Origin of the sequence: Pedobacter yonginensis (assembly GCF_003173595.1) — a bacterium.
GTDB lineage: Bacteria > Bacteroidota > Bacteroidia > Sphingobacteriales > Sphingobacteriaceae > Pedobacter > Pedobacter yonginense.
Window position 1 is genome coordinate 137,341 of sequence record NZ_QGNZ01000004.1, and the last position, 24,906, is coordinate 162,246.

21 protein-coding genes are annotated in these 24,906 nt (G+C 37.8%); 17 read left to right on the top strand and 4 right to left on the bottom strand.

Annotated elements, in window-relative coordinates:
• Window positions 1-358: 358 nt before the first annotated feature.
• The 4 genes from DHW03_RS19700 to DHW03_RS15560 all read right to left on the bottom strand — a co-directional run bounded on the left by DHW03_RS19700 (window position 359) and on the right by DHW03_RS15560 (window position 2,134).
• Window positions 359-661 (bottom strand): Lrp/AsnC ligand binding domain-containing protein, encoded by a 303-nt coding sequence (locus DHW03_RS19700; protein ID WP_165825437.1) that lies wholly within the window; start codon window positions 659-661, stop codon window positions 359-361.
• Window positions 573-788, bottom strand: coding sequence for an Lrp/AsnC family transcriptional regulator (locus DHW03_RS19705; RefSeq protein ID WP_165825438.1), 216 nt, complete (start codon window positions 786-788; stop codon window positions 573-575). The genes DHW03_RS19700 and DHW03_RS19705 overlap by 89 nt, the downstream gene beginning before the upstream one ends.
• Window positions 785-1,393 carry a sulfite exporter TauE/SafE family protein gene (locus DHW03_RS15555; RefSeq protein ID WP_109926773.1) on the bottom strand — a complete coding sequence of 203 codons (609 nt, stop codon included), beginning with the start codon at window positions 1,391-1,393 and terminating at the stop codon, window positions 785-787. The genes DHW03_RS19705 and DHW03_RS15555 overlap by 4 nt, the downstream gene beginning before the upstream one ends.
• Window positions 1,394-1,519: 126 nt before the next feature.
• Window positions 1,520-2,134, bottom strand: coding sequence for a Crp/Fnr family transcriptional regulator (locus DHW03_RS15560; protein WP_109926774.1), 615 nt, complete (start codon window positions 2,132-2,134; stop codon window positions 1,520-1,522).
• Window positions 2,135-2,573: 439 nt separating this feature from the next.
• On the opposite strand from DHW03_RS15560, the gene DHW03_RS15565 reads away from it, so the two are divergent.
• The 17 genes from DHW03_RS15565 (at window position 2,574) to DHW03_RS15645 (ending at window position 24,906) form a co-directional block, all read left to right on the top strand.
• Window positions 2,574-3,011, top strand: a complete 438-nt coding sequence (locus DHW03_RS15565) for a cupin domain-containing protein (protein ID WP_109926775.1) — start codon at window positions 2,574-2,576, stop codon at window positions 3,009-3,011.
• A 26-nt stretch (window positions 3,012-3,037) separates the two neighbouring features.
• Entirely contained in the window at window positions 3,038-4,006 is a 969-nt protein-coding gene (locus tag DHW03_RS15570; RefSeq protein WP_109926776.1) for an NADP-dependent oxidoreductase, read from the top strand.
• Window positions 4,003-4,914 (top strand): helix-turn-helix domain-containing protein, encoded by a 912-nt coding sequence (locus tag DHW03_RS15575; protein WP_109926777.1) that lies wholly within the window; start codon window positions 4,003-4,005, stop codon window positions 4,912-4,914. Before DHW03_RS15570 ends, DHW03_RS15575 begins: the two co-directional genes overlap by 4 nt.
• A gap of 713 nt (window positions 4,915-5,627) precedes the next feature.
• Window positions 5,628-5,990, top strand: a complete 363-nt coding sequence (locus tag DHW03_RS15580; RefSeq protein ID WP_109926778.1) for a nuclear transport factor 2 family protein — start codon at window positions 5,628-5,630, stop codon at window positions 5,988-5,990.
• A gap of 276 nt (window positions 5,991-6,266) precedes the next feature.
• Complete coding sequence (locus tag DHW03_RS15585) at window positions 6,267-6,980, top strand: sialate O-acetylesterase (protein WP_109926779.1); 714 nt, start codon at window positions 6,267-6,269, stop codon at window positions 6,978-6,980.
• A 163-nt stretch (window positions 6,981-7,143) separates the two neighbouring features.
• Window positions 7,144-7,968 (top strand): helix-turn-helix domain-containing protein, encoded by an 825-nt coding sequence (locus tag DHW03_RS15590; RefSeq protein ID WP_109926780.1) that lies wholly within the window; start codon window positions 7,144-7,146, stop codon window positions 7,966-7,968.
• Between the two features lie 77 nt (window positions 7,969-8,045).
• Window positions 8,046-8,636: an NAD(P)H-dependent oxidoreductase gene (locus DHW03_RS15595; protein ID WP_109926781.1), complete on the top strand. Its 591-nt coding sequence runs from the start codon at window positions 8,046-8,048 to the stop codon at window positions 8,634-8,636.
• Between the two features lie 235 nt (window positions 8,637-8,871).
• Window positions 8,872-9,819, top strand: coding sequence for an alpha/beta hydrolase family protein (locus tag DHW03_RS15600; protein ID WP_109926782.1), 948 nt, complete (start codon window positions 8,872-8,874; stop codon window positions 9,817-9,819).
• A gap of 1,044 nt (window positions 9,820-10,863) precedes the next feature.
• Window positions 10,864-11,964 (top strand): SGNH/GDSL hydrolase family protein, encoded by a 1,101-nt coding sequence (locus tag DHW03_RS15605; protein WP_165825439.1) that lies wholly within the window; start codon window positions 10,864-10,866, stop codon window positions 11,962-11,964.
• Window positions 11,965-12,395: 431 nt separating this feature from the next.
• Window positions 12,396-15,599: a SusC/RagA family TonB-linked outer membrane protein gene (locus DHW03_RS15610; RefSeq protein WP_109926784.1), complete on the top strand. Its 3,204-nt coding sequence runs from the start codon at window positions 12,396-12,398 to the stop codon at window positions 15,597-15,599.
• A gap of 17 nt (window positions 15,600-15,616) precedes the next feature.
• Window positions 15,617-17,227 carry a RagB/SusD family nutrient uptake outer membrane protein gene (locus DHW03_RS15615; RefSeq protein ID WP_109926785.1) on the top strand — a complete coding sequence of 537 codons (1,611 nt, stop codon included), beginning with the start codon at window positions 15,617-15,619 and terminating at the stop codon, window positions 17,225-17,227.
• Window positions 17,228-17,264: 37 nt separating this feature from the next.
• Window positions 17,265-18,461, top strand: a complete 1,197-nt coding sequence (locus tag DHW03_RS15620; RefSeq protein ID WP_109926786.1) for a cell shape determination protein CcmA — start codon at window positions 17,265-17,267, stop codon at window positions 18,459-18,461.
• A gap of 136 nt (window positions 18,462-18,597) precedes the next feature.
• The gene (locus tag DHW03_RS15625) at window positions 18,598-19,848 is read left to right on the top strand and encodes a glycoside hydrolase 5 family protein (protein WP_240618556.1); all 1,251 of its coding nucleotides are present in this window, start codon (window positions 18,598-18,600) and stop codon (window positions 19,846-19,848) included.
• Window positions 19,849-19,893: 45 nt separating this feature from the next.
• A complete protein-coding gene (locus DHW03_RS15630) occupies window positions 19,894-22,131 on the top strand; it encodes a glycoside hydrolase family 3 N-terminal domain-containing protein (protein ID WP_109926788.1) in 2,238 nt (745 codons plus the stop codon).
• Between the two features lie 2 nt (window positions 22,132-22,133).
• Window positions 22,134-22,694, top strand: coding sequence for a carbohydrate binding domain-containing protein (locus DHW03_RS15635; RefSeq protein ID WP_109926789.1), 561 nt, complete (start codon window positions 22,134-22,136; stop codon window positions 22,692-22,694).
• A gap of 1 nt (window position 22,695) precedes the next feature.
• The gene (locus DHW03_RS15640; RefSeq protein ID WP_109926790.1) at window positions 22,696-23,928 is read left to right on the top strand and encodes a glycoside hydrolase family 26 protein; all 1,233 of its coding nucleotides are present in this window, start codon (window positions 22,696-22,698) and stop codon (window positions 23,926-23,928) included.
• A 3-nt stretch (window positions 23,929-23,931) separates the two neighbouring features.
• Complete coding sequence (locus DHW03_RS15645; protein WP_109926791.1) at window positions 23,932-24,906, top strand: glycoside hydrolase family 5 protein; 975 nt, start codon at window positions 23,932-23,934, stop codon at window positions 24,904-24,906.

The window sequence follows — 24,906 nt, forward strand, 5'->3', positions numbered from 1 at the left end:
TTTAATTTAAACAGATAAAATTATGGGTATCAAAACAGGACCGAAAAAGATCGCTGAATCTACAGGTCAACCGGACAAACGTCAGAGAGACAACAAGGCAACGCCAGGCAATACGCCTACCTTGAAACCTCATGATCATAAAAAAGGAAAGTAATCTAATTTCAGATTTATGGTCTTGTCAGGTAATAAAATACTGCAGTGTAAAAATGATTTTATCCTTGCGGTATTTTTTATCTCAGTGTTCCACTTGCCTGACCTCTTATTTAATAATATCCTTATTCACCCCTAGATCAGCCCAAAGTTTTTCATTAATTTTTCCTGTGAAAGCCGTTTGTTGATCCAGACTTATTTTTATCTTCTAAATCATATAAGCAGTCTCTCGCTTGCTCTGGGATAAAACCATGAAGCTCTGTATCTTGCCCACCAGGGGATTGGCTGAAATGTTTTCCCTTAGGAAATCGTTATATGCCGTCATATCAATAGTAACGATCTTGAGCATAAAGTCGAAGTTGCCCGTTACATGGTAACATTCCATTACCTGCGCATGCCGTCCCATCTCCTGCTTAAAAATGTCAATAGAGTCCTGACCATGGTTTTTTAACTGAACGAGGGGAAAAGGCGGTAAAAATATTTCTGATTTTTTGGATATTGATGATCGCAACCTTTTTCTCGATATAGCCAGCATCCTTGAGATTTTTTATACGTTCCACAATCGTGGACTTGCTTCTCTTTAATTTTCCGGAGATCTCTTTGTAGGTAAGTTCACCGTCAATCTGTAATAAATTCAAAATTCCTGTGTCAATCTAAGGGCTATGATGAAAAGTGAAGTGCCTACGGCCTCTTTCATGGGTAATCCCACTAAAATTACAAGAGTCGGGATAAGTAGAAAGCCGCCGCCGGCACCCAAAAACCCGGTAGCAAGCCCAATGGCAATACCGTATAGCAACAGTTTACCCAGGTCAAGTTGGGGTTTTTTGATTTGATTGCTACTATTTGCTCTTCCACCTTTAATCATCGCTGTTGCGGCGGCTACCATCAAAACTGCAAAGAGTACCATCATAAGCATGTTTTCTGTTAACTCAAAATCTCCGATTTTTATTATTGTTTTAGGGATAACGGGGATAATGAATTTACGGGTTAAAAATACAGTTGAGATGGATGCACTTCCAAACAGCAAAGCTGTTTTAATATTCACAAGCCTACGCTTAAAATTACCGACTGTACCCGCTAAACTGGTGGAGCCAACGATGAACAATGAATAAGAAGTAGCCAATAGCGGATTAACCCCAAATAGGTAAACCAGTACCGGCATGGTGAGGATAGAACCGCCACCGCCGATCAATCCAAGCGAAATTCCAATTAAGGCAGATGCAACGTATGCGATGATTTCCATTTCTGTTATTTTTTAACAAAAATCGGGTTATCATTTACCAATGTTGGTGACTTTTGTCACGCCCGTTATATTTTTAAGACACGATGCGTTTCGCAGTAAAAAATACCTCTGTGTTTTATTATGGTCTTATGATAAGTATTCGATGTAATTACGGTACATTTTAATTTCTCCGGCCTGCTCCATTTTTTTAAGCAACCTTGAAATTACTTCCCTGGAGGTGTTCAAATCAGATGCAATTTCACTGTGGGTAAGGTGAAGTTGTTTTTTATTTAAATCTCCGACTTGTTTTTTCAGGTAAAATGCCAGCCGCTCATCCATTGCCTTAAAGGCAATATTATCGATGACAAAGAGAAGTTCTTCAAAGCGCATGCGGTAGGTTTCGATGACAAAGTAATACCAATTTCTGTAATCCCGCATCAGGGTATCCATCAGGGCAATGGGAATCATGAGTACCTTGGTCTGTTCAATTGCCTTCGCCATTACCTGGCTGGTTTCCTGTTTGGTTGCGCATATCATGGAAAGTGCGCAGGCATTTCCTGGCTGGAGATAATACATAAAGAATTCCTCTCCATCTTCTCCCTCCCTAGAGAGCTTTACCATGCCTTCTATGATAAGCACTGTGGAGCGCATATTTTGCCCGGTATGCATGAGCACATCGCCTCGCTGAAAATCCCGAAGCGTGGCATGCTCGATAAGTATGGTCTTGAGCGCCGGTTCAAACCGGGGAAAAAGTCTATCGATTTATTCCGCAATGGTCATATCCTTAATTTTAGCTGTTTTGGATTTAAAGATAGCTATACTCCAGGCCAGCGCCAAAATTCTTTAAAATATTGATCGGAATATATTTTTGGATATAGAATCGAGCGCCTATAGAAAATCCCGTTAGTATCCTATTGGATAAACCAGAGTAATATTGGCCCCGTCTCACCAGCATTAGATGCATTTTAAGTTTTTGATTATCAGAATATTTGTAAATTAGCGAGAAGGGGTGAAATTTATTGATATGTTCAATATGATAGAAGATCTCTAATAATTATGCAAATATTCAACCCAGCGAAAAACCATATATGCAAATTCAGCATCTAAATGGCTTTTTGACTAAAACAAAAGGTATTTTGACTAAATCCATCTTTCAATCAATTCTAACCTTTGTATCAATTAGAAATAGAAATGTAGTCAAATGGAAAAAGTTAAGGTTTACAAGGCAGGCAGTCTTCCAAACATCCAGGCACCAGAAAATAGCTTCACAGGCGAAGTTTTGATTAGTAATTATTTTGAATGCGAAAACCCAAGCAAATTAATCGGCGCCACTGTTACTTTCAAACCTGGATCACGTAGCCCCTGGAAAATAAACCCTCTTGGCCAAACGCTTATCATAATTAGTGGTAGAGGTTGGGCACAATGCGAAGGCGAAGATGTATTTGAAATTAAAGCTGGAGACATCGTTCAATTTCCGCAAGGGAAGAGACATTGGGATGGTGCAATGCCTAATCAAACGCTTACTTACATCGCTCTTCACGAATCTAAAAATGAAAACGCTGTGCGGTTTTTAGAAAAAGTAACGGATGAAGAGTATTCAAAAGGACATACTCTTCTCAATCAAAATCCTAACAAGTAATTAATTAAAAACGAAAGATAAGGCTTATGAAAGCAATTAGAATTAGTGAATTCGGACTACCGAAAGTAATGGAATTAACAGAAATTGACAGGCCTGTTCCTAAAAGTGACGAAATTTTAGTGAAAGTTTATGCAAGCGGTGTAAATCCTGTGGATCTTGTGGTACGTGCCGGTAGCAATGCCGCGCTAAGCTATAATCTCAACTTACCGATGACACTTGGCTGGGACACGGCAGGAGTTATAGAAGAATTGGGAGAAAAAGTGACCGGTTTTCAAAAGGGAGATGCAGTTTATGGGGTGCCAAATTTTCCCGGCGAGGGAAGTTATGCAGAATATGTCGCTGCAAAAGCATCACGATTTGCACTTAAACCATATAATATTTGTTTTAATGATGCAGCAGGAGTTCCATTGGCTGCGCTTACTGCCTGGACTGCGATGTTCGAATTTGGAAAATTAAAAATGGGACAACGGATTTTAATTCAAGGTGCATCAGGAAGCGTGGGTGGTTTTGCGGTGCAGTTTGCAAAATCAATAGAAGCCTATGTCATAGGAACGGCATCTGCAGATAGCTTTGATTATCTTAGACAAATTGGCGCAGATGAATTGATTGATTACAAAACACAGAAATTTGAAGACTTAGTAAAGAAAGTTGATGTTGTGTTAGAGGTTTCGTCGGTTCGCGATAACAATGAACGGGAAAAATCTGTACAAGTTTTAAAAAATAATGGTATTTTGGTGAGTGTAAATACTGATTTTCCGTTTAATGAAGAAGTAATACATGCACTTGACAAGAAGAATTGTAGGGGCGAACTTTCCGCCAACCAGGCAAGAAAAGAATGGTTGGAAGAAATCGGAAAACTTATAGAGTCAGGAAAGGTAAAAGTTCCACAAGGTAAAATATTTGTATTACATGAGGCAGTTGAAGCTCATAGTTTGATAGAAAATAAATCTGTTAACGGAAAATTAATATTGCAGGTAAGAGAACAAGATCAATGAGGCATATTAGAACCATCAGTGAATTCCACGAATATACAAATCTCCCAAAACCAGACCATCCGCTAATTAGCGTCATAAATGTCGCAGATGCACTTCCGGATTCACACAGCAGCAATTCAGAGCAATTGGTATTGGATTTTTATTCAATTGCTGTGAAAAGAATGCACAATGTCAAAGTTAAATACGGACAGCAACCGTTCGATTTTAATGAAGGTATCATGTCTTTTATGTCGCCCAAACAAGTGTTTAGTATAGCTGCTGACAACAAAGATGAAGAAGTGAACAAATCAGGATGGGCTATTTATATCCATCCTGATTTTATTTGGAATACATCTTTGGCAAAGATGATTAACAATTATAATTTTTGGGATTATACACTAAACGAATCTCTGTTTCTTTCCGAAAAAGAGGAGGCATCCATTAACCAAATTATTCAAAATATTAGAAAGGAAACGCAGTCCAACATTGACAAATTCAGTAAGCATATTATTATATCGCAGATTGAAACTCTTTTGAATTACGCAGATAGATTTTACAGCCGTCAGTTTATTACAAGAGAAAAAAGTAACCACCAAACATTGGAAGATTTCGAGATTTTGATAAACGATTATTTCAATCGTGAAAATTTAATTGACCAAGGTTTGCCAACCGTTCAATACATTGCCCAACAACTGAATGTTTCTCCGAAATATCTTTCCAGTTTATTTCAAACGCTAACCGGACAAACTACGCAGCAACTTATACATGATAAACTAATTGAAAAAGCGAAGGAAAAACTATCTACATCACAACTTACGATTAGTGAAATCTCCTATTCACTGGGATTCGAACATATCCAGTCATTCAGCAAACTTTTTAAAACAAAAACAAATCTTTCGCCAAAAGAATTTAGGCAGTCGTTTAACTGAATAAAAATACAACATCTTATGCAAAAACCAATTTAATACAGTGCTGTTCACTGTCCGTGTGCAAGGGATTAAATTTATGGCTGCCAACTAAGTTAAGATTTTAGCCAAGCGAGAGAAGAGGTCAATAAGTCATATACTTCAAGCATGCTGTATGCTTAAATCTATATCATTTCTTTACTTAGATATATCATCAAAAAGCTATTTATTTTTGATATACTTTTTTTTGTTATCGGTGAGAAAAATTTATAGCTGAAAAAACATGGATAGTTCAAATGTTAATCCCGTTTTCAACACAGTAATGAACTTGGGATGTCAATAATTACCAGATTTGAGACTGATATAAAAATCATCAGTTCGAAATCGTTACCAAGGATCTGGGAAACCTGCTCGGCAGGAGACCAACCTACATCATAGAGGGATTGGAGGAGATTTACAATTCTTGACTGTCGATATTGACAAGCATCCAATTGAGCCATGACATGATTGCCACAGAAAATGCCTCCAGCACCGACCAAGGTAAATCTGAGGTGTGCGCCATAAGCTTTCCTCTAAGCAAGACGCATCCGGAATTGATGGTGGCTTGCCAAACATTTTTTAGAAAACCAAAGGTTCGAATATTTGTTCATTTAATACTGTATATAATTATTTCGACCGCTGTAAAAGAATATTAAAGAATCGAGCTTGCCAAGAAAAAGCCAGTTAATAATGCAAGTATGTTGGAAAGTAACAAAACAATCCTGAAAAGGGCGAACCAGGCGGTTGCTAAAGGTGATTATGAGGGATTTCTCCGATATTGTACCGATGATACTAATTGGACATTTATAGGGGACAGGGTCCTCAACGGGAAAGAGAAAGTACGGAATTGGATGTTGGACAGTTATAAGCAACCCCCGGAGAATATTGTAGAGAATCTGATCGCTGAAAACGATTACCTTACAGTAATCGGCCATATCTCAGTAATGAACCAAGATGGAATAACAGAAAGGTTTTCATATTGCGACGTCTGGAGATTTCGTGACGGAAAAATGGCTGAGTTGAGGGCATTTGTAATCAGATCTGATGAACGCGGGGGATGAGGTGTAACGAGGTTGGCAACATTAATTAAATACCGATATTGATTGGCTATAGAAATGGTTCGGGGCCTTGTGGGGTCAGATCGTGTGATGTTGCCGAAATGTACAAAATTTTTGATTGGTTTGCCGCTGCAATGTTAAAACTCTATCAATTATTTTCATCATTATCCATCCTGCTGCAAATCGCTGGTGAAAGACCTTTGATCCTTTCACTAGCTCAAGAAATTTTTAAGAAAGAGAGTTTAGTAATCAAGAACTTAGACAATAATACGATCACGAATGGTTCATTCCTTTTTAATGATAGGTCAGTCAAATATGGCGGGACGTGGTTTTCTTGAGGACGTTGATCCCATCTTTGATGAGCATATAAAGATGCTTCGAAACGGAAGATGGCAAACAATGGTGGAGCCCATAAATTATGACCGTCCAACAGCGGGAATAGGTCTTGCAGCTTCTTTTGCCACAGCTTGGCGTTTAAAAAATGGATCAGATGAGATTGGTTTAATTCCTTGTGCAGATGGGGGAACGTCTTTGGATGATTGGGGTATTCAGGGTGAACTTTTTGAAAACGCGATAATGCAGGTAGAATTAGCCCGAAGAAATAGCGTACTGAAAGGTGTTCTTTGGCATCAGGGTGAAAACGATTCAGCTCCTGAAAATGCAGGTTGTTATCTCGAAAAGTTTTCCCTGATAGTGAAATCAATCCGAAATAGACTAGATGCTCCAAATCTGCCCTTCATTTTGGGTGGACTTGGCGATTTTTTAACCAAGGGAGTTTATGGATCATATTTTTCAGCGTTTCCGATTGTTAATAAATCCTTGCGCGATTTTGCAGATGCAGATCCTGACTGTTATTTTGTGCCTGCTTCTGGGCTTACTGCCAATCCGGACCTAATACATTTTGATGCCAAGTCACAGAGGAGGTTTGGTATAAGGTATTTTGAGGCTTATGATGAGCTCAGGAATGCCAGGCATAACAACATCAGAGAGTAAGCCTTTTAAGCTAGGGCGCTAAAGTCACGCTTCAGCAAGTTGTGCCGGATGCAATTGTATGAATGATTGGTGGGCTATGTACCGATAGTCTGATTTATCGTCAATTGGGAAACCGCCATAGGGCAGCGATATCGAAACCATCGAATGAAAATAATTCTATAGGATGAAAGAAAACAAGGACAAATATTTGAATTTTAGAATACCTGTTCCACCTGGCTATGAAGAAATTTTTTCCCATTTTTATTTTGCTGCAAACATGACCGATGAGGTAGTTACCAAAACCTTGCTCCCCTCATACCAGACCATTTTGATTTTTAGTTTTGGAACGCCGGCTATCCTATGTTTCTCCGAAATAGGTAAAATAGAAACAGAGAAATGTCTGCTTTTAGGCCCCATAAAACAATCTTTTGTTTACTCACTGCCACCAAATTCAAGGATATTGGTTGCGAATCTTAAAGATGATGCTTTTTACCGATTTTTCGGCGATGCTTTGCTTGCGGAACATATGCCGATCAGTCCTGATGATTTGTTGAACGACAATTGTTTTAATACATTGTGGACACAACTCGACAAAATAGGCAGCATCCACCAACAGATTGATTCTATTGTTAACTTTTGCAAACCTTATCTAAAACTGAGAAACGAAATTATTGTCAAACTTACAACCTTCAGTGATGGAGCATTAGACCCAATCAAAACTGTCGCAAATCTGCATAATCAGACGGAAAGGAATATCCAACTAAATCATAAAAAATGTTTAGGGTATACAGCAAAAGAAATTAACCGTTATCAAAGGTTTTTAAAAGCTATTGAACTATTACAGGCTATAGCTTCGGCTTCTGCGAAAGTAGATTGGTCAGAGATAATTAACCAATGTGGCTACTATGACCAAAGTCAACTTATTCGCGATTTCAGACATTACATCAAAATCACCCCTACCGGATATCTCAAAGTTAAACAAGACATTTGCAATCCCAAGGCAGAATAGGCATATTTCGTTTTCTTACAATTTTGACAGGAATCGTTTATCTAGTTTTGTGTTATAAAACTAATAAATGATATACAATGAAATATTTAATCATTTTTGCCCATCCGGATCCACAGAGCTTGAACGGCCATCTGGAACGAACACTTTTTGGATATTTAGATAACAAAGGTCATGAAATAGTTGTTAGGGATCTTTATCAACTCAATTTCAATCCGGTACTCTCAATGAAAGATATTCAGGGGCAACGAGCGGGAAAAGTTGCAGAAGACGTCAAACTCGAACAGGAATTTATTTCCTGGGCAGATCATATCACATTTATCTATCCCATTTGGTGGACAGGAATGCCGGCAATTCTGAAAGGTTTCATTGACCGTGTCTTTAGTTACGGTTTTGCCTATCGTTATGACCAGGGAAAACAAAAAGGTTTGCTCACTGGTAAACAGACAACCATAATCAATACGCATGGAAAATCACAATCCGAATATGAAGAGATTGGAATGGACAAAGCTTTGTCGTTAACATCTGACCGAGGCATATTTTCCTATTGCGGTCTTGAAATCAACAGGCACTTCTTTTTTGACAGAGCGGATAGACCAGCACCGCAAAGCGTAGAAAACTGGAAATCAAAAATATTATCCACCTACACATTGGATTATCATGACAAATAAAGGAACCGGAAAATAGGTTTAAGTTTTGTTTCCTTCTTGGCAATTGCAGTAGAAATATTTGCCGCTGAAATATTCATTAACAAAAGACCTAAAAGATAGTCGTTCTGATTACGCTTTATTGGGATCTAACGGATCCTCAACAGTTCTTCAATTCGGTAGCGATATTCTTGATGGAAAAGTATAAGGTTCCATGGAATTACTCCTTTCACATCGATTAAAAATTGAACTTAAAATAATGAAACTTCAAAATCCTATTATTTCAATTAGTCCAATTTTATTAAGGGTACCAAACCGTTTGGCAGTATTGGAAATTAAAGTTACAGCGCCCGCAAGCGGTGGAGATCTTCCGGTGATTTTATTGTCCCATGGTCATGGGGCTTCAAATTTTCTTTCATCCTACCGTGGTTATGCACCACTTGTTGATTATTACGCATCTCAGGGATTTGTCGTAATACAGCCAACCCATCAGGATTCAAAAACATTAGCGCTTGAAACCAATGGACCGGAGGGTGCCTTATTCTGGAAATCGAGAGCAGAAGATTTAATTTTTATCATTGATAACCTCAAACAAATTTTATCAGATATTAAAGGTCTTAATGAGCGTACGAATATAAATAATATTGCAGCCGTTGGACATTCGATGGGCGGACATACCGTTGCGATGCTGGCAGGTATGCAGGTATATGACCCTGTTTCTTGCAAATTTGTAGGGATTGCAGAACCACGTATCAATGCATTTGTAATGTTCGGTACACCGGGCAACGGGGAAGATATCGCCGAATGGGCATCCAAACGCTACCCAATACTTAAGGGAACGGAATTTTCTAAAATGGAGCGCGAGGTTCTTGTGGTAGCGGGAGAGCACGATAGCAGCAATTTATTTTCCACCAGGAGTGATTGGCGAATGGATGCTTATCAAGCAAGTCCCGGGCCGAAAACCTTGTTAACTGTTTTTAATTCTGGACATATGTTGGGTGGGATTTCAGGTTACGATGCTTTGGAAACGGCTCAAACGAATGATGAAAATCCCGGAACGGTAAAGTTTGTAGGCGAAATCACATCGGACTACATTCGTACAAGATTCTATCCGGAAAATAAAAGTTGGGAGAATACCACTAATGCATTGTTAAAAAATGAAGATCCGAAGGGCAAAATTGATTCTAAACCGTCGGTTGCAGTGTAAATTGGTTGATAGTATATAACACGCGGAGCATAAAAACATAAACTTCATAATTGTATCCCATCCTCCCGTCATCACATGAAAATTCGTTTCTGAAACCGTCTAATAGAAATGATGCTTAGAAAAACCTTTTGTAATACAATAAAGTTTAAATAGCGTTAGAATTTACCTTTTTTTCTATCTTTTTATGAATCAGACAAAAAAGCTGTAACATTATTGGGGGTTATTCCAAAAGTGGCCGCATCTTTTTTTGCAAAGTGGCCACATCTTCCGCTCCAAAGTGTGCACTCCGTTTCGCTTAAAAGTGTGCAGTCGGCTGATTTTAAGGCGTTTTAAGACTCTGGAAATGCCTTCTGGACTCATCGTTCATTAGGCGCACTAAAAATAAGTCCTGGCTTTTCTAAGGGCTAAAATCGACAGGTCTTTTCGGCTGTAAGCTTACCTATATATATTACTGGAATATGATGTCGTTGTGAAGGCGATTCTGGGCTTTTGCGGAGCAAAAGCTCCTGGACGGGGGGTGTCCAATCTGGGGCCAGGCTATCCGATGTTGTCTCCGAAGGAAAGGCCCTAAAAAGAAAAAGCCCTGATCGGGCTGGACAGTTTGGAACGAAACAGGGTGGATACTTTTACCGAAATACACAAACAAGATAGAAATAAAACGTTAGCAAAATGCCTACAGAACAATAAACTTAAAAGAAATCGGCTGCTCACGGACTAATTCAATTATAGCATTTTAATGATCTTGTCACCTTTTAAGTACGGCCATTTACTGAAAAACACATTAAAAAAAACCGAATTTCCCGTCTTGAAGCCTACTAAAAAAGTTCTAACTAAAAATTGAAGTTAATTAAAACAAGATAATTAATTTTCTTTCTAATTGACTGTAATTGAAAAATTTACTGTTTTTTTAGGACTGAAAGAATTTCGGATTATTTTTTTGAAGACAGAAATTTGATGAGCACTTTTCGCTCATTTTCTGATATTTATTTGTCAATAAAGCCTCAGATGGCTTTGTTTTTTTACTTTCATGGAAATTTTTCGGAAATGAAAACTTATATCAAAATCATTGCTCTTGTTATTCTGGCACAATTCGTCAAGGCCCAAAAGAAACAAAGTGTTAGGGATACTCTTTCCGCTTCTGCTTTAATGCCGTTTGGACGGTCGTTACTCAAGTCAGATCATAAGTTGGAACTCATCAGTTCAGCAGTACATGTGGGCTTTAAATTCGAAGGAAATCAATGCGCTATTTATGCCTCTGTTAAAGATTCAAACAGCCATAATTATATTCAGTACGAGTTAGATGGGGTGTATCAAAAAAAAGTTCGCATTGGTGGAGATTCGGAACAACCAATTATTGTCAATGCAGTGGGTTATGGCTCACATATAATATGGTTGTATAAGGCTACAGAAGCGACTACTGGACCAGTAATAATTTCGAAAATTGTAGGCCGAAACATAAAGGCGGTACCAGTAACTAATGCACCTATAATCGAATTTATCGGCAACAGCATTACCTGCGGAGCGGCAGCAGACACCACCGACGTTCCCTGCGGGAAGGGTAAGTATCAAGATCAGCATAATGCATATATGGCCTACGGACCGAGAGTAGCGAGAAGCCTTTGCTTGAATTATGTTTTAAGCAGCGTGAGTGGAATAGGGGTTTACAGAACCTGGAATCTAGACGGCCCATCTATGCCTCAGGTTTATGAAAAAATCGATTTTCAGTTAAATAATCCAATCAAATGGAATTTTAATACTTTCCATCCAGCTATTGTAAGCATCGCTTTAGGCACAAACGACCTCAGTAACGGAGATGCAAAATCGTCGAGAAAACCTTTCGACGAAAAAATTTTTATTAAAAATTTTGTAGATTTTATCTGTTTAATCAAGCTTAAATATCCAAAAGCCAAAATTGCACTGTTGAGCAGCCCGATGGTATCAGGCTCTTCTAGAGAAATTCTTGAAAGGTGTCTTCTTTCTATAAAATCAAAGGTTGATGTTTTGTATCCCAAGGATAAGCCTATTGCAACCTTTTTCTTTCCATTAATGCAGGCACATGGTTGTACAGGGCATCCAAGTGTTGCAGACCATCTTATTATGGCTGAACAGCTAAAACCATTCTTTAGTAAGCTGGTAAAACAGTAAATATTAAAATACCAGCACTTTACTTACAGAAACCAAAAAAAATGCATCATCCGATTTTTCGCTCTAAAATATATATTGATAGTGTTGTGAATCTAAGGTTAAGTACAGCTGTTTTAATGGCTAAGTGAAGGTGATATAAAACATCACTGTACAGATGGATAAGATATATTTGTTTTGATATTTTAACGCGTATAACTTGCTAAATGCATGCTATTATGTTTTAGTAGGCTGATTTTAATTATAATGGGAAAAAAAAGTATATGTATTAATTTTCCATAATTATTGATGAAAACACTGATAATGATACTATTATGTGTGTTTATTGTTTTTTAATGTGTTTTTTAGATTATTATAAGTTAAAATACTATTATAAAAGCCCTTAACAATGCTGTTAAATTTGAGTTAATAAATAATAACTAAATATAAACATTATGAGTACAACTTTACGAACAGTAATTCTGTTTGTGATGTGTGTAGGCTTTCTAACCAGAGTCTCTGCACAAAATGCCTCCAAGGTAGTCACAGGAACAGTTTATGATGAAAAGGGTATAACCCTGCCTGGGGTAGGTGTTATGGTGAAAGGAACTTCCATAGCAACGAGTACCAACATTGACGGGAAATATTCAATTACCGTCCCTGCAAGTGGAACAGTTCTAGTGTATAGTTTTATTGGGTCTACTAGTCAGGAGATTACGATAGGAAGCAAAACGCTTATAAATGTCAATTTAAAATCTGCTTCAACTGCTTTATCTGATGTTGTTGTAATTGGTTATGGAACTCAAAAAAGACAGGATGTTAATGGTTCGGTTTCCTCCGTTTTAGCAAAAGATATCGCAAACGTTCCTCAGCCAAGTTTAGATCAGTTGATTCAAGGTAAGGCTGCAGGGGTAACCATTACGCAAAACTCTGGTGGCCCGGGTAGTGCAACTTCGGTACGCATCCGAGGCATTACTTCTTTTGGTGGAAGTGAGCCTTTATATGTAATTGATGGAGTACCGATTCAAGGTGATGCAACTAATAAAAGTGGAAACGGAAGATCTCCTCAGTTAACACGTACAGGCGGTGGCCAGGAAGAAACGGGTGTAAGTCCACTTTCTCGAATCAATCCGAGTGATATAGAATCTATCGATATTTTAAAAGATGCATCGGCAACAGCTATTTATGGTAGTCGTGGTGCAAATGGTGTGGTTATCGTAACAACAAAACGTGGTAAAAATGGTAGCGCAAAAATTAGCTACGATGGTTACTATGGTTTTCAAGAGCAGGGTAAGTTTTTGGATATGATGGATTTAAAACAATTTGCGAACCTACAAAATGCCTTAGCTGATAAATTCGGTCAGCAGAGAAGGGTTGAGTTTGCGGATCCAAGTATTTTAGGAACCGGCACAAATTGGCAAGATGCCATTTTTCAAACCGCTCCTCAACAAAATCACCAGCTATCTTTCTCTGGCGGTAAAGATGGAGTAGATTATTATGTTTCTGGTGGTTATTTGAAACAAGAAGGAACAATTATTGGAAGTGATTTTAAACGTTATTCTTTCCGTACTAATGTTAACGGGCAGGTGAAGGATTGGTTAAAGATCGGTAGCACAATCGGTGCGGCCAGAACCAATCAAAACATTGGTTTGGGAAGCAATACCGGTATTGTTTACAATGCTTTATCGAGTGCACCAGATAATCCAATCTATAATGCAGACGGATCGTATGCTGGCCCAACGCTTGATGCAGGTGGTTTGGCACAGGGAACGGTTAATCCGGTTGCGCAGGCGTTAAGTTTAACAAATACGTTATTGAGCAATAATATTAATGGAAGTGCTTACGCCGATTTAAAGATTTATAAAGATTTAAGTTTGCGATCGGAACTGAACGGCGATTTTAACTGGTCTGAAGCTCAAACTTTTAAGCCAACTTATCAATGGGGTGCATTTTCCAACCAAACCGCACGTTTAGATCAATACAACTCTAACAGTACCTATTGGGGCTGGAAAGAATATTTAAACTATTCGCATACTTTTGGTACTAAGCATAATTTAACCGCATTAGCTGGATATGAAGTTTGGCAGGCTACTTGGGGCGGTGTATCCAACAAAATTGAAAACTTTGCTTCTGGAAATACCATTCAAACTCTAGGCTTCGGCGATCAAACCACAGCTTTGATCGATCAGAATAAAGGTAGCCAGGTTATGGAATCATTTTTGGGAAGGGCAATTTATACCTACAATAATAGATATAGTATAACAGCAAGTATCCGCTCTGATAAATCTTCAAAATTTGCAGAGGGGCATAAAGTAGGTTATTTCCCTGCAGCTGCTGTTTCATGGAGATTATCAGAAGAATCTTTTATGGAAAGTACTAAATCTGTTATCGATAACATTAAAATTAGGTTAAACTATGGTGAGACAGGAAATCAAAATATCCCAAACTACTTATATGGATCATCTATAAAAGCTGTTGCTACTGGTTTAGGAACAGGTTTTGTAACCAATAACGTTGCCAACTTGGATTTAACCTGGGAATCGGCAATTCAAAAGGGAGCTGGTGTAGATTTTAGCTTATTTAAAGGTAGAATTGATGCGAGTTTTGATTACTATATTAAAAACTCTAAAAATTTCTTATTTCAAAAACCACTTCCAGCCTTTTTATTGGGTGGATCTGCTGAATATTCTGACGTTGCTGCAATTAAATCTCCTTACTATAATGCTGGCCAGATTGAAAATAAAGGTTTTGAATTTAGCATCAACACAAAAAATATTGTTAACCAGAACTTTAAATGGAATACGACTTTAATTTTCTCGAAATATAAAAACAATGTTGTTTCCTTAAACGGTTCGCCAGCATTAATTGGAAGTATAAACAGTAGTTTTATAAGTTTGCCAGTAACTAAAACTACGGAGGGTGGTCCTGTAGGCGAATTTTTCGGATACAAAGTTAAAGGGGTAATTAAAAACGCTGCAGATTTACAGTACATTGCTTCTCATCCTCAAAACGTAACTGGCGGAACATCTCCAGCGGTTATTACCAACGATCCGGCTATTGCCAATTCAATTTATCTGGGGGATTTAATGTATGAAGATACCAATGGTGATGGAAAGGTAGATGCGAATGATCAGGTTGCTTTGGGTAATCCAAATCCAGATTTCACGTACAGTATAACCAATAATTTTACCTATAAAAACTTTGATCTATCTATTTTCTTAAACGGATCTTATGGTGGCAAAATCTTAAATGCTTTAAATTATCAAATTGCAGGTTTATCAGGATTATATACCAACCAATTGGCTTCGTCAAGTAATTTTTGGAGCCCAAGTAACCCAACTTCAGATATTCCTGCACCAAAAGGTGGTATTGCAAATAACAATTTGGTTATGTCTGATCGCTTTTTGGAAAGCGCTTCTTTCTTAAGAATTCAGAATGTAAGATTAGGATACAATTTCCCGGAAAAATGGATTAAACATGCTAAACTAAGTCGCCTAAATGTTTTTGCAAGCGGTCAGAACCTATATGTATTTACAAAATACTCGGGTTTAGATCCAGAAATCGGTTCACTAAATCAAAACCCAATTTATAGCAATATTGATATGGGAAGATATCCGATTCCACGTACCATCACATTTGGAGTCAACGCACAGTTTTAATTAATAACGACATCGATATGAAACTTTATATAAAACAGATCATAACAATGGCAGCCTTGGTTGGAGTAACTACCTCTGGTTGTAAGAAAGAATTTTTTAATCGACCACCGGAAGATCAATACACGGTTGGCGGATATTACACTACCGCTGCTCAGGTTCAATCGAGCACAAATGCGCTTTACGCGGCACCTTGGTTTGGTTGGAATACCAAAGTAAGCTGGGCCATAACCGAGCTTGCAAGTGGGAATGGAAGAAGTGGTTCGGATGATGTTAAAGCATTTGGAAACTTCTCTGTATCAAACGGGAATTTTGAATTGAGTGCGGCATGGAATTCATTATTCACTGTTGTAGCCCAATCCAACGCGGTAATTTATAACTTACCTACGGTTCCGGCCTCGGTTCCTGTTTCGGTTGTTAATAATGCTTTGGGCGAAGCACATGTTTTACGTGCTTTGGCTTATTTTCATCTGGTAAGAATTTTTGGAAATGTTCCGATTATCGAGAATCCACTTGATTTTGTGGGCAGTCCTTCAACTATTCGTACAAATCCGGTAACCGATGTTTATAAGTTCATCTTAAATGATTTAAAATTTGGAGAAGTAAATTGTACTGCCAATGTTGCGGGTACAGGCCATGTTTCGAGCGGTTCTGCATCAGCCTTAATGGCAAAAGTTTATTTGTATATGCAAGATTATGCAAATGCTAAAGCTCAGGCCGAAAAAGTAATCAATAGTCATGAATTTGGTTTGTTCGGAGTAGATGTGGCAGGAAGAACTTATGCAGATCTTTTCAAAATAGCAAATAACAACAATAAGGAATCTATCATCGCCTTGCAATGGCTATCTAACGGTGGATATGGTTTTGGAAACGGAGTACAGGCTTCATTAGCTTATAGTTCTACCATTACACAAACTGGTGATGGTTACGGCGTTTTGGCACCAACTTTCGATTTAATTGATGCATATGCATCTAACGATCAAAGAAGAAAAGCGACCATTATGTTGCCTGGTGATTACTATCCAGAATTAAATCAAGCTGGTGGTGGTTTCACCGTTCCTGCCAATGCAAGTTCGCAAGGTACCCATGCTCAGATAAAAAAATATGTTGTGGGTTCTCCGGCAGATAATGGCGGTAAAAGCGCATTCCAATCTACCGGAATGAATACTTACATGTTGCGTTTGGCTGATATGTATTTAATTGCCGCGGAGGCAATTCTAGGTGCATCAGCAGGAAATAGTTCTACTGGATTGGCTTTATCAGCGACCACGAGCGATGCTACTGCAGTAAAATATTTAAACACAATAAGAAATAGAGCCGGGCTTGGATCAGTTTCTTCCTTCACTTTTCAGGATCTTTTAAAAGAGCGTAGGTTGGAATTTGCCATTGAAGGTGATTATTGGTTCGACTTATGTAGAATTGATGGATTTAATGTTACAGCACATCCAAAAGCAATTGCAATAATTAAAGCCCAGGATAGGGGAGATTCAAGTAATGATACACCACCTGTAAGATACGGCAATGGATATTACACGCCAACTAATGCAAATTTCTTATTTCCATATCCAGCTACTGAAGTTGCAAACGATCCTGCATTAAACCAGCCTCCAGTACCTTATGTTTTTAAATAAAATATGATTTACAGCATCTCATTTAAAAAGAAAGAAAATGAAAACATCAATTAATAAACAACAAAAAACCTTATTTCTGCTCTTGGTTTTAGCAGTTACCGGAATCACGGCTTGTAAAAAAGATGGTTCTGAGGGTGGAAAAGGTGCACCAACAATTTCGAGGGTACGCACCATCAGTAAATCATATATTGATAGTAAGTTAACGACAACCATTACAACATACGATGCCAATGGAAAAGCAACATCAGTAACCTATCCAAATACTACGCCACAGGTTGTAGCAATGGATTCTACCACAACAGATGGAAATTTACAAAACATGTATGCTATAATTGGTACAAACCTAGCCAGTGTTACAACAGTTTCATTTAATGGAGTTTCTGTATACTTTAATAAAGCTTTAGGTTCTGACAGCACAATTTTAGTTGGCATTCCGAAAACAACTCCAGCCGGACCAACGCAGAGCAATACTTTATCTGTTACGACGCTTTATGGCAAAGTAGATTATAAATTTTCAATTTTGCTCCCACCACCAACAGTTACAGATGTATCCAATTACAATTTTTCAAGTGGATCTGAAATAACCTTAATAGGTATTGGACTTGCTAGTGTTACCGATGTTCAATTGGGTACCTCGACAAGCAAAGCCTCAATTTCATCTAAAAGTGATACGCAGTTAACCATTAAAATGCCAACGTCTACCTTAACATCTACCACTTTATTGTTAACCTATCCGGGAGGGCAGGTGTCATTAAAACAAGTATTCGTTAATCTTGATTTAACATATAAATTCTTTACCGATGATTATGGAACAGATTGGAGCGGGAATTTTTGGGGTAGTGGAGAAGTTTCTTCAGCAACTGCAAAATCTGGTGTAAAATCTCTTAAACTTACCTATGCCAAAGGTAATTGGAGCGCTAATGGCGTTGCCAATTGGTATCCCGGGTTGCCGAGCACAGGTGGGTATACTTATTTGTCTTTCTATATAAAGGGAGGTTCTCAAGATTATACCTTGTACCTTACTGGCGATAAACGTGCAACACCTTATGGGAATGGAGATCAATCTACACCTATAACTGTAAAAGCCAGTATCTGGAATTATTATAAAATTCCACTTTCTACCCTTGGCCTTTGGGCTACAGGTTCACCTTCTAATACATTAGGTTTCTGGATTAAAGGGCCTGATGCACAGGATGAAAGCTTTTATATTGACGATTGGGTTCTTGTAAAATAAATCTAAAATAACCATAACCCGGTTCTCCATGAAACGAAAGTGATGAGCCGGGTTTTTTTATGTCTACAATAAAAATATGATCTATTTTTTTCAAAAAACTAAATCTCGAATTGTCTTTTCGATTGCGCTAATGCTAATGGTATTAAGTACTAATGCTCAAAAAACAAATTTTGTAAAATCGGCGGGGCATCAGTTTCTGATTAACGGAAATCCATACTACTACATTGGTACAAATTATTGGTATGGTGGCTTATTGGCTTTACAAAATGATCCAGTACGAGGTAAACAAAGATTGCTCAAAGAGCTTGATTTTCTGAAATCGAAAGGGATCAACAACCTTCGTGTTTTGGTTGGCTCTGAAGGTGAAGGAAAAATTAACGGAGTAGATCGGGTTAAACCCGCCTTACAAACTCAGCATAACGTTTACAATGCAGAGATTTTAAAAGGATTAGATTTTTTATTAATGGAAATGGCGAAGCGAAAGATGTATGCTGTTTTGTATTTAAGTAATAATTGGGAATGGAGTGGTGGCTTTATGCAGTATTTAAACTGGAATGGCCAAATTGATAATGATACATTAAAACGAAAATTAACTTGGGATGAACAACGGGATTATACCAGTAAGTTCTACTCATGCGATGCCTGCAAAATAGACTATCAAAAACAGGTGAAATTTATACTTCAACATAAAAATGTTTACACAGGTAAAAAATACATTAATGAACCCGCCATTATGGCTTGGGAATTGGCGAATGAACCACGACCAATGAGACCAGAAGCCATTGAAGCTTATAAAAACTGGATCGCAAATGCTACGACCTATATTAAATCCATTGATAAAAATCATTTGATTACCATTGGTACTGAAGGTTTTATGGGCACAGAAGAGAACTGGGATTTATTTAAAGAAATCCATGCCAATAAAGGCATTGATTATTTAACCATTCACATTTGGCCAAAAAATTGGGGCTGGTTTAAGGATGCTCCAACAACTGAGAATTTATCTACAGTTATAGAAAAAACTTCAGCATATATTAAGCAACACGAAAGTATTGCCCAACAATTAAATAAGCCTTTAGTTATTGAAGAATTTGGTTTGCCGAGAGATGGACATGCTTTTGATCCCTCGAGCATAACAAAATTGAGAGATGAATATTTTGGAAATATTTTCTCTATTTGGGCAAAGAGCAGAGCTAAGGGTGGCGCAATTGCCGGTTGTAATTTTTGGTCGTTCGGTGGCTCATCCAGGCCAATTGATGGTCAGCTATTTTGGAAAGATGGAGATGATTTTTCTGGAGATCCTCCGCAGGAAGAGCAAGGACTAAATTCTGTTTTTGATGCTGATCAATCGACTTGGGAAATTATTCAGACCTATTTAAAAAAGTAACCATCCCGATTTAAGTATACCAAACCATTCAGTTTATAAATTAAAATGAAAAAATATTTTTTAATAATCGCAGTTTTTGCTTCAGCAATAAGTTTAAAGGCACAAAAAGTAGATTTAAACCAAAAAAAGGTAGATGCTATTTTGGCGAAAATGACATTAGAGGAAAAAGTTGGGCAAATGACCCAAATTACTTTAGGTGTGGTGGGTACGCAAACAGATGGCGAAATTAATCCTGAGGCTTTAAAAAACGCAATAATTAAACATAAGGTTGGTTCAATTTTAAATGTTACTAACCATGCTTTAACGGTAGATGAATGGCATAATTTGCTTACTAAAATCGCCGATGAAGCCAAGAATACAAGATTAAAAATTCCAGTTTTATATGGGCTTGATGGAATTCATGGTCAAACGTATACTTTGGAATCAACGCTTTTTCCGCAAAATATTGGGATGGCTGCCACAAGAAATTTAGATCTCGCCAAAGCGGTAACCAAAGTGGCCGCTAAAGAATTAAGAGCAAGTGGGGTAAGATGGAATTTTGCGACCGTTTTGGATTGTGGCAGACAGCCTTTGTGGTCTCGCTTTCCAGAAACTTATGGAGAAGATGTTTTTATTGGCAAAACAATGGGCGCTGCGGTAATTAAGGCTTATGAAGAAGATGGATTAAACAAAACAACAGCCGTTGCAAGTTGTATGAAACACTTTTTAGGTTATTCTGCCTCAAGAAATGGCAAGGATAGAACACCAATATATCTGCCAGAAATAGAAATGAGAGAGTATTATATGCCTCAGTTTAGAGAAGCAGTAAAAGCAGGTGCATCATCGGTAATGATAAATTCTAGTATTATAAATGGGATGCCGGTTCATGCAAGTAAGTATTTATTAACAGATATTTTGCGTAAAGAATTGGGTTTTAATGGCGTTGCTGTAAGCGATTGGGAAGATATTAAACGTGTTTATGCATGGCATCATGTGGCAACTACACCAAGGGAAGCGGTAGCTATGTGCGTAAATGCTGGCGTAGATATGAGCATGGTACCAAGTGATTTTACTTTTTATGATCTGTTGATTGAAGCAGTTCAAAAAAAGGAAGTTTCTATGGCCAGAATTGATGAAGCTGTTAAAAGAATTTTAATGCTTAAAATGAAATTGGGCTTGTTTGACAATCCATATCCTGAAGAAAATGCGAAGGCAAATTTTGGCAAAACAGAATATCAAACACTTGCTTTGGATGCTGCGCACGAAGCGATGACCTTATTGAAAAATCAAGAAAATATTTTGCCTTTATCAAAAAGCAAAAAATATTTAGTTGTTGGGCCAGGTGCACAAAGTATTAGTGCATTAAACGGGTGCTGGAGTTATACATGGCAAGGGAAAGAGGAGCAATGGTATCCAAAAGATAGTAAAACCATTTTGCAAACCATTACGGCCAAAGTTGGCGAAAAAAATGTTCTAACCACAACAGTAAAAGGTTTTGAAAGCCCAGAAAATTTTGATGCTGATGCGCTTACCAAAGTAGCCAAGAATGCCGATGCGATCATTTTATGTCTTGGCGAAAATGCTTATGCTGAAAGCCCTGGAAATATAGCAGATTTAGCCTTAGATGAAAATCAGCAGGTTCTAGCAAAAGCAGCAATTGCAACGGGAAAACCTATTATTCTTGTTTTAACAGAAGGTAGGCCAAGATTTATCACCAATATTGAGCCTAAAATTAATGGAATTTTAATGGCCTATTGGAGTGGCAAGAAAACCGCAGAAGCAATTGCCGATGTGCTTTTTGGCGATTACAACCCAAATGGCAAACTTCCATTTAGCTACCCAAGAAGTAGTGGAGAAATAGTTTTATACGATAGAAAACCTGCGGAAGACATTAGGGAAGTTTTTAATGATGATGTGCACACAGGCTACAATCCATTATTTGCATTTGGTACGGGTTTAAGTTATACCACTTTTACCTACAGCAATTTAAAATTAAGCACCAAAAATCTAACTGGTGATAACAGTTTACAGGTATCTGTCGTGTTAAGCAATACAGGTAAAATGGATGGAAAGCAGACTGTAGAATTATATACAAGAGATATGCATGCCAGCATCAGTCCGGATATGAAGAGATTAAGGGCCTTTCAGAAAATTAATTTAAAAGTTGAAGAAAGTAAAACGGTAACCTTCACAATAAACAAAAACGATCTGGCTTTTGTAAATGCATCGTTAAAAACAGTTACCGAAACCGGAGCTTTTAAAGTAATGATCGGCGATTTAAGTGATGAATTTCAATATAAATAGCAATGAAAAAATATATCTATTCTTCGTTAATGATTTTGCTTTTTAGCATCAATCAAGCCTCTGCGCAAAAGAATTTGATCAGTAATGGTGGCTTTGAAGATGGTTTAAATAGTTGGGGAGCTGGCAATGCCAAGGTTACTACGGTAATTCAGAAGTCTGGAGAGGCAAGTTTAGCGCTCGTTTCTTACGTAAAAGGGAAATGGGAGGGGATTGACCAAAAAGTAAAGTTGCCCAAAAACTCAAAAGCAATTTTGGTTTCTGGCTTTTATAAAATGGATGAGGTGGAGCAAGGTGCAAATGCATGGAACACAGCTGTAATTATTTTAGAATTTACTAAGGGTGATGCAAAATTAGGAGATGGAATTCCAATAGTCGAGAAAACGGGGACAGAAGATTGGATTAATTTTAAGAAAAATTTAAGAGTGCCAGATGAAGCAACGGGCTTCAGGATAATGATTGCTTTAAGCGAATCTTCAGGAACTTTCTTTGTTGATGATTTAACCGCAAAGGTAATTTCTCTTGACGATTTTGAAAAAGAAACTGCGGTTTCAAAAACGAATTAATATGAATTTAAGAAAAATATTTTTTGGAATTACTGCATGCTCCATTGTATTCTTTTCCTGCAAGAAAAATACAGAGCTTGTTGAGCCTGTAACTCCACCGGTAACGCCTGTAGTGCCGGTTGTTACAACACCAACACTAGCCACAGTTAAAACTTGGCTGGTAGATAAAAATGCGACAGATGAAACAGCATCTCTGTTTTATAATCTGAAACAAAGTGCTAAAACCAATGTGCTTTTCGGGCATCAGGACGATACCAAAAGAGGTGTTACAAATGCAACTACACAGTGGGCCAATGAACAACAGTTTTCTGGAGTCTCTACAACGCAGAGCGATGTAAAAACCATTACCGGATCATATCCTGCTGTTTATGGACATGATTTTATCCACATGACAAACTTTGCAACAGGCAATTGGTTCGATTATGAAAAATCTATTGCCCGCACTTTAACTATCGAGGCCTACAATCGTGGCGGAATAAATACTTACTGCTGGCACTACGCAAATCCGGTTTCAAAAGGTGGATTTTATTGGTCTGATTCTCCGGTTACGGCTGTTAATCAGGTTTTGCCGGGTGGAACAGCAAATGAAACGTTTAAAGCTTCGTTAAAAGTTGTAGCTGATTATGCCAAAACGCTAATAGGTGCAGATGGAAAATTAATTCCGGTTATCTTTCGTCCTTTTCATGAAATGGATGGCAACTGGTTTTGGTGGGGCAGTGGGCACTGTACAAGTGCAGAGTATATTGCCATGTACCAATACACGGTTAAATATCTTCGAGATGATTTGGGTGTAAGAAACTTTTTATTTGCATGGTCGCCAGATCGGAATTTCAATTCCCAAGCTCAATATCTAAATTATTATCCGGGTGATGACTATGTAGACTTAGTTGGAACGGATAATTACGAAGACATGAAGGCTAATGTTTCGCCAGATGTTGCTGCATCTAAGTTTAAAATGGTTTCTGATTACGCGAAAGCGCATAATAAATTGGCTGCACTAACCGAAACCGGATTGCAAAACCTAACCAGAAGTGATTGGTTTACGCAACAATTACTTAAGTCTTTAAAGAATCAAAATCTCGAATTTGCATATGCTTTACTTTGGGCCAATACTAAAGATGCCTATTGGACACCCTATGCTGGCCACCCGGCTGCGAGCGATTTTATGACTTTTAAAAATGATGGCTTTGTGCTTTTTGCAGATAAAATGCCCTCAGTGTATCAAATTAAATAATTTATGAAAAGAGTTTTATTGCTTTCCATGTTCACTTTTATATTCAGCACCAGCTTTGCCCAGAATATTAATTGGGTTAATCGTAATGGCGCATTAAAAGTTGTTGGAGGAAAAATCTTGAACAGCAAAAATGTTGACCCTCAGCTCCGTGGCGTGAGTTTATCATGGAGTATTTGGGGCGGAAAAAAATATTATAATCCAAATGTTGTAAACTGGCTTCAGTCAGATTTTAACATCAGTTTACTGCGGGTTTCTATGGCGGTTCAACCAGATAGTGGTTATTTGCAAAATCCGGTTGAGCAAGAAAAACTGATTGCCAGAACCATTGATGTTGCAATTAAGCAGGGATTGTATGTACTTATCGATTGGCATGATCACCATGCAAATGAACATTTGGAGCAATCGAAAATATTTTTCGCCAAAATGGCTAAAAGATATGTTGGAAAACCAAATGTCATATATGAAATATTTAACGAACCCGAAAGGATAGAGTGGCAAACAGTAAAAGATTATGCTGTTGAGGTGATTAAGGAAATTAGAAAATACGATGCTGAAAATATAATTGTAGTAGGCAGTCCGCATTGGGATCAGGATATTGATATTGTTGCAAAAGATCCGATTAAAGGTTTCAATAATATTGCATATTCTTTCCATTTTTATGCCTCAGAGCCAAGCCATCAAGAACTTTTAATGAAACGTGCCGATCAAGCAATTTCTGCTGGTTTACCCATTTTTGTAACTGAATGGGGCGTTGGAGAAGCCAACGGCGATGGGAAATTTGATGTTGAAAAAACTGACAAGTGGTTTGCTTGGATGGAAAAAAATAAATTGAGCTGGGCAAACTGGAACATTACCGATAAAAAAGAAACCACCGCAATATTACAGCCAGGAGCATCTTCAACAGGAAAATGGAAACTCAATATGCTTACACCTGCAGGTCTTTATATCAGAACTCAACTCAAAAAATTTAATAAATAA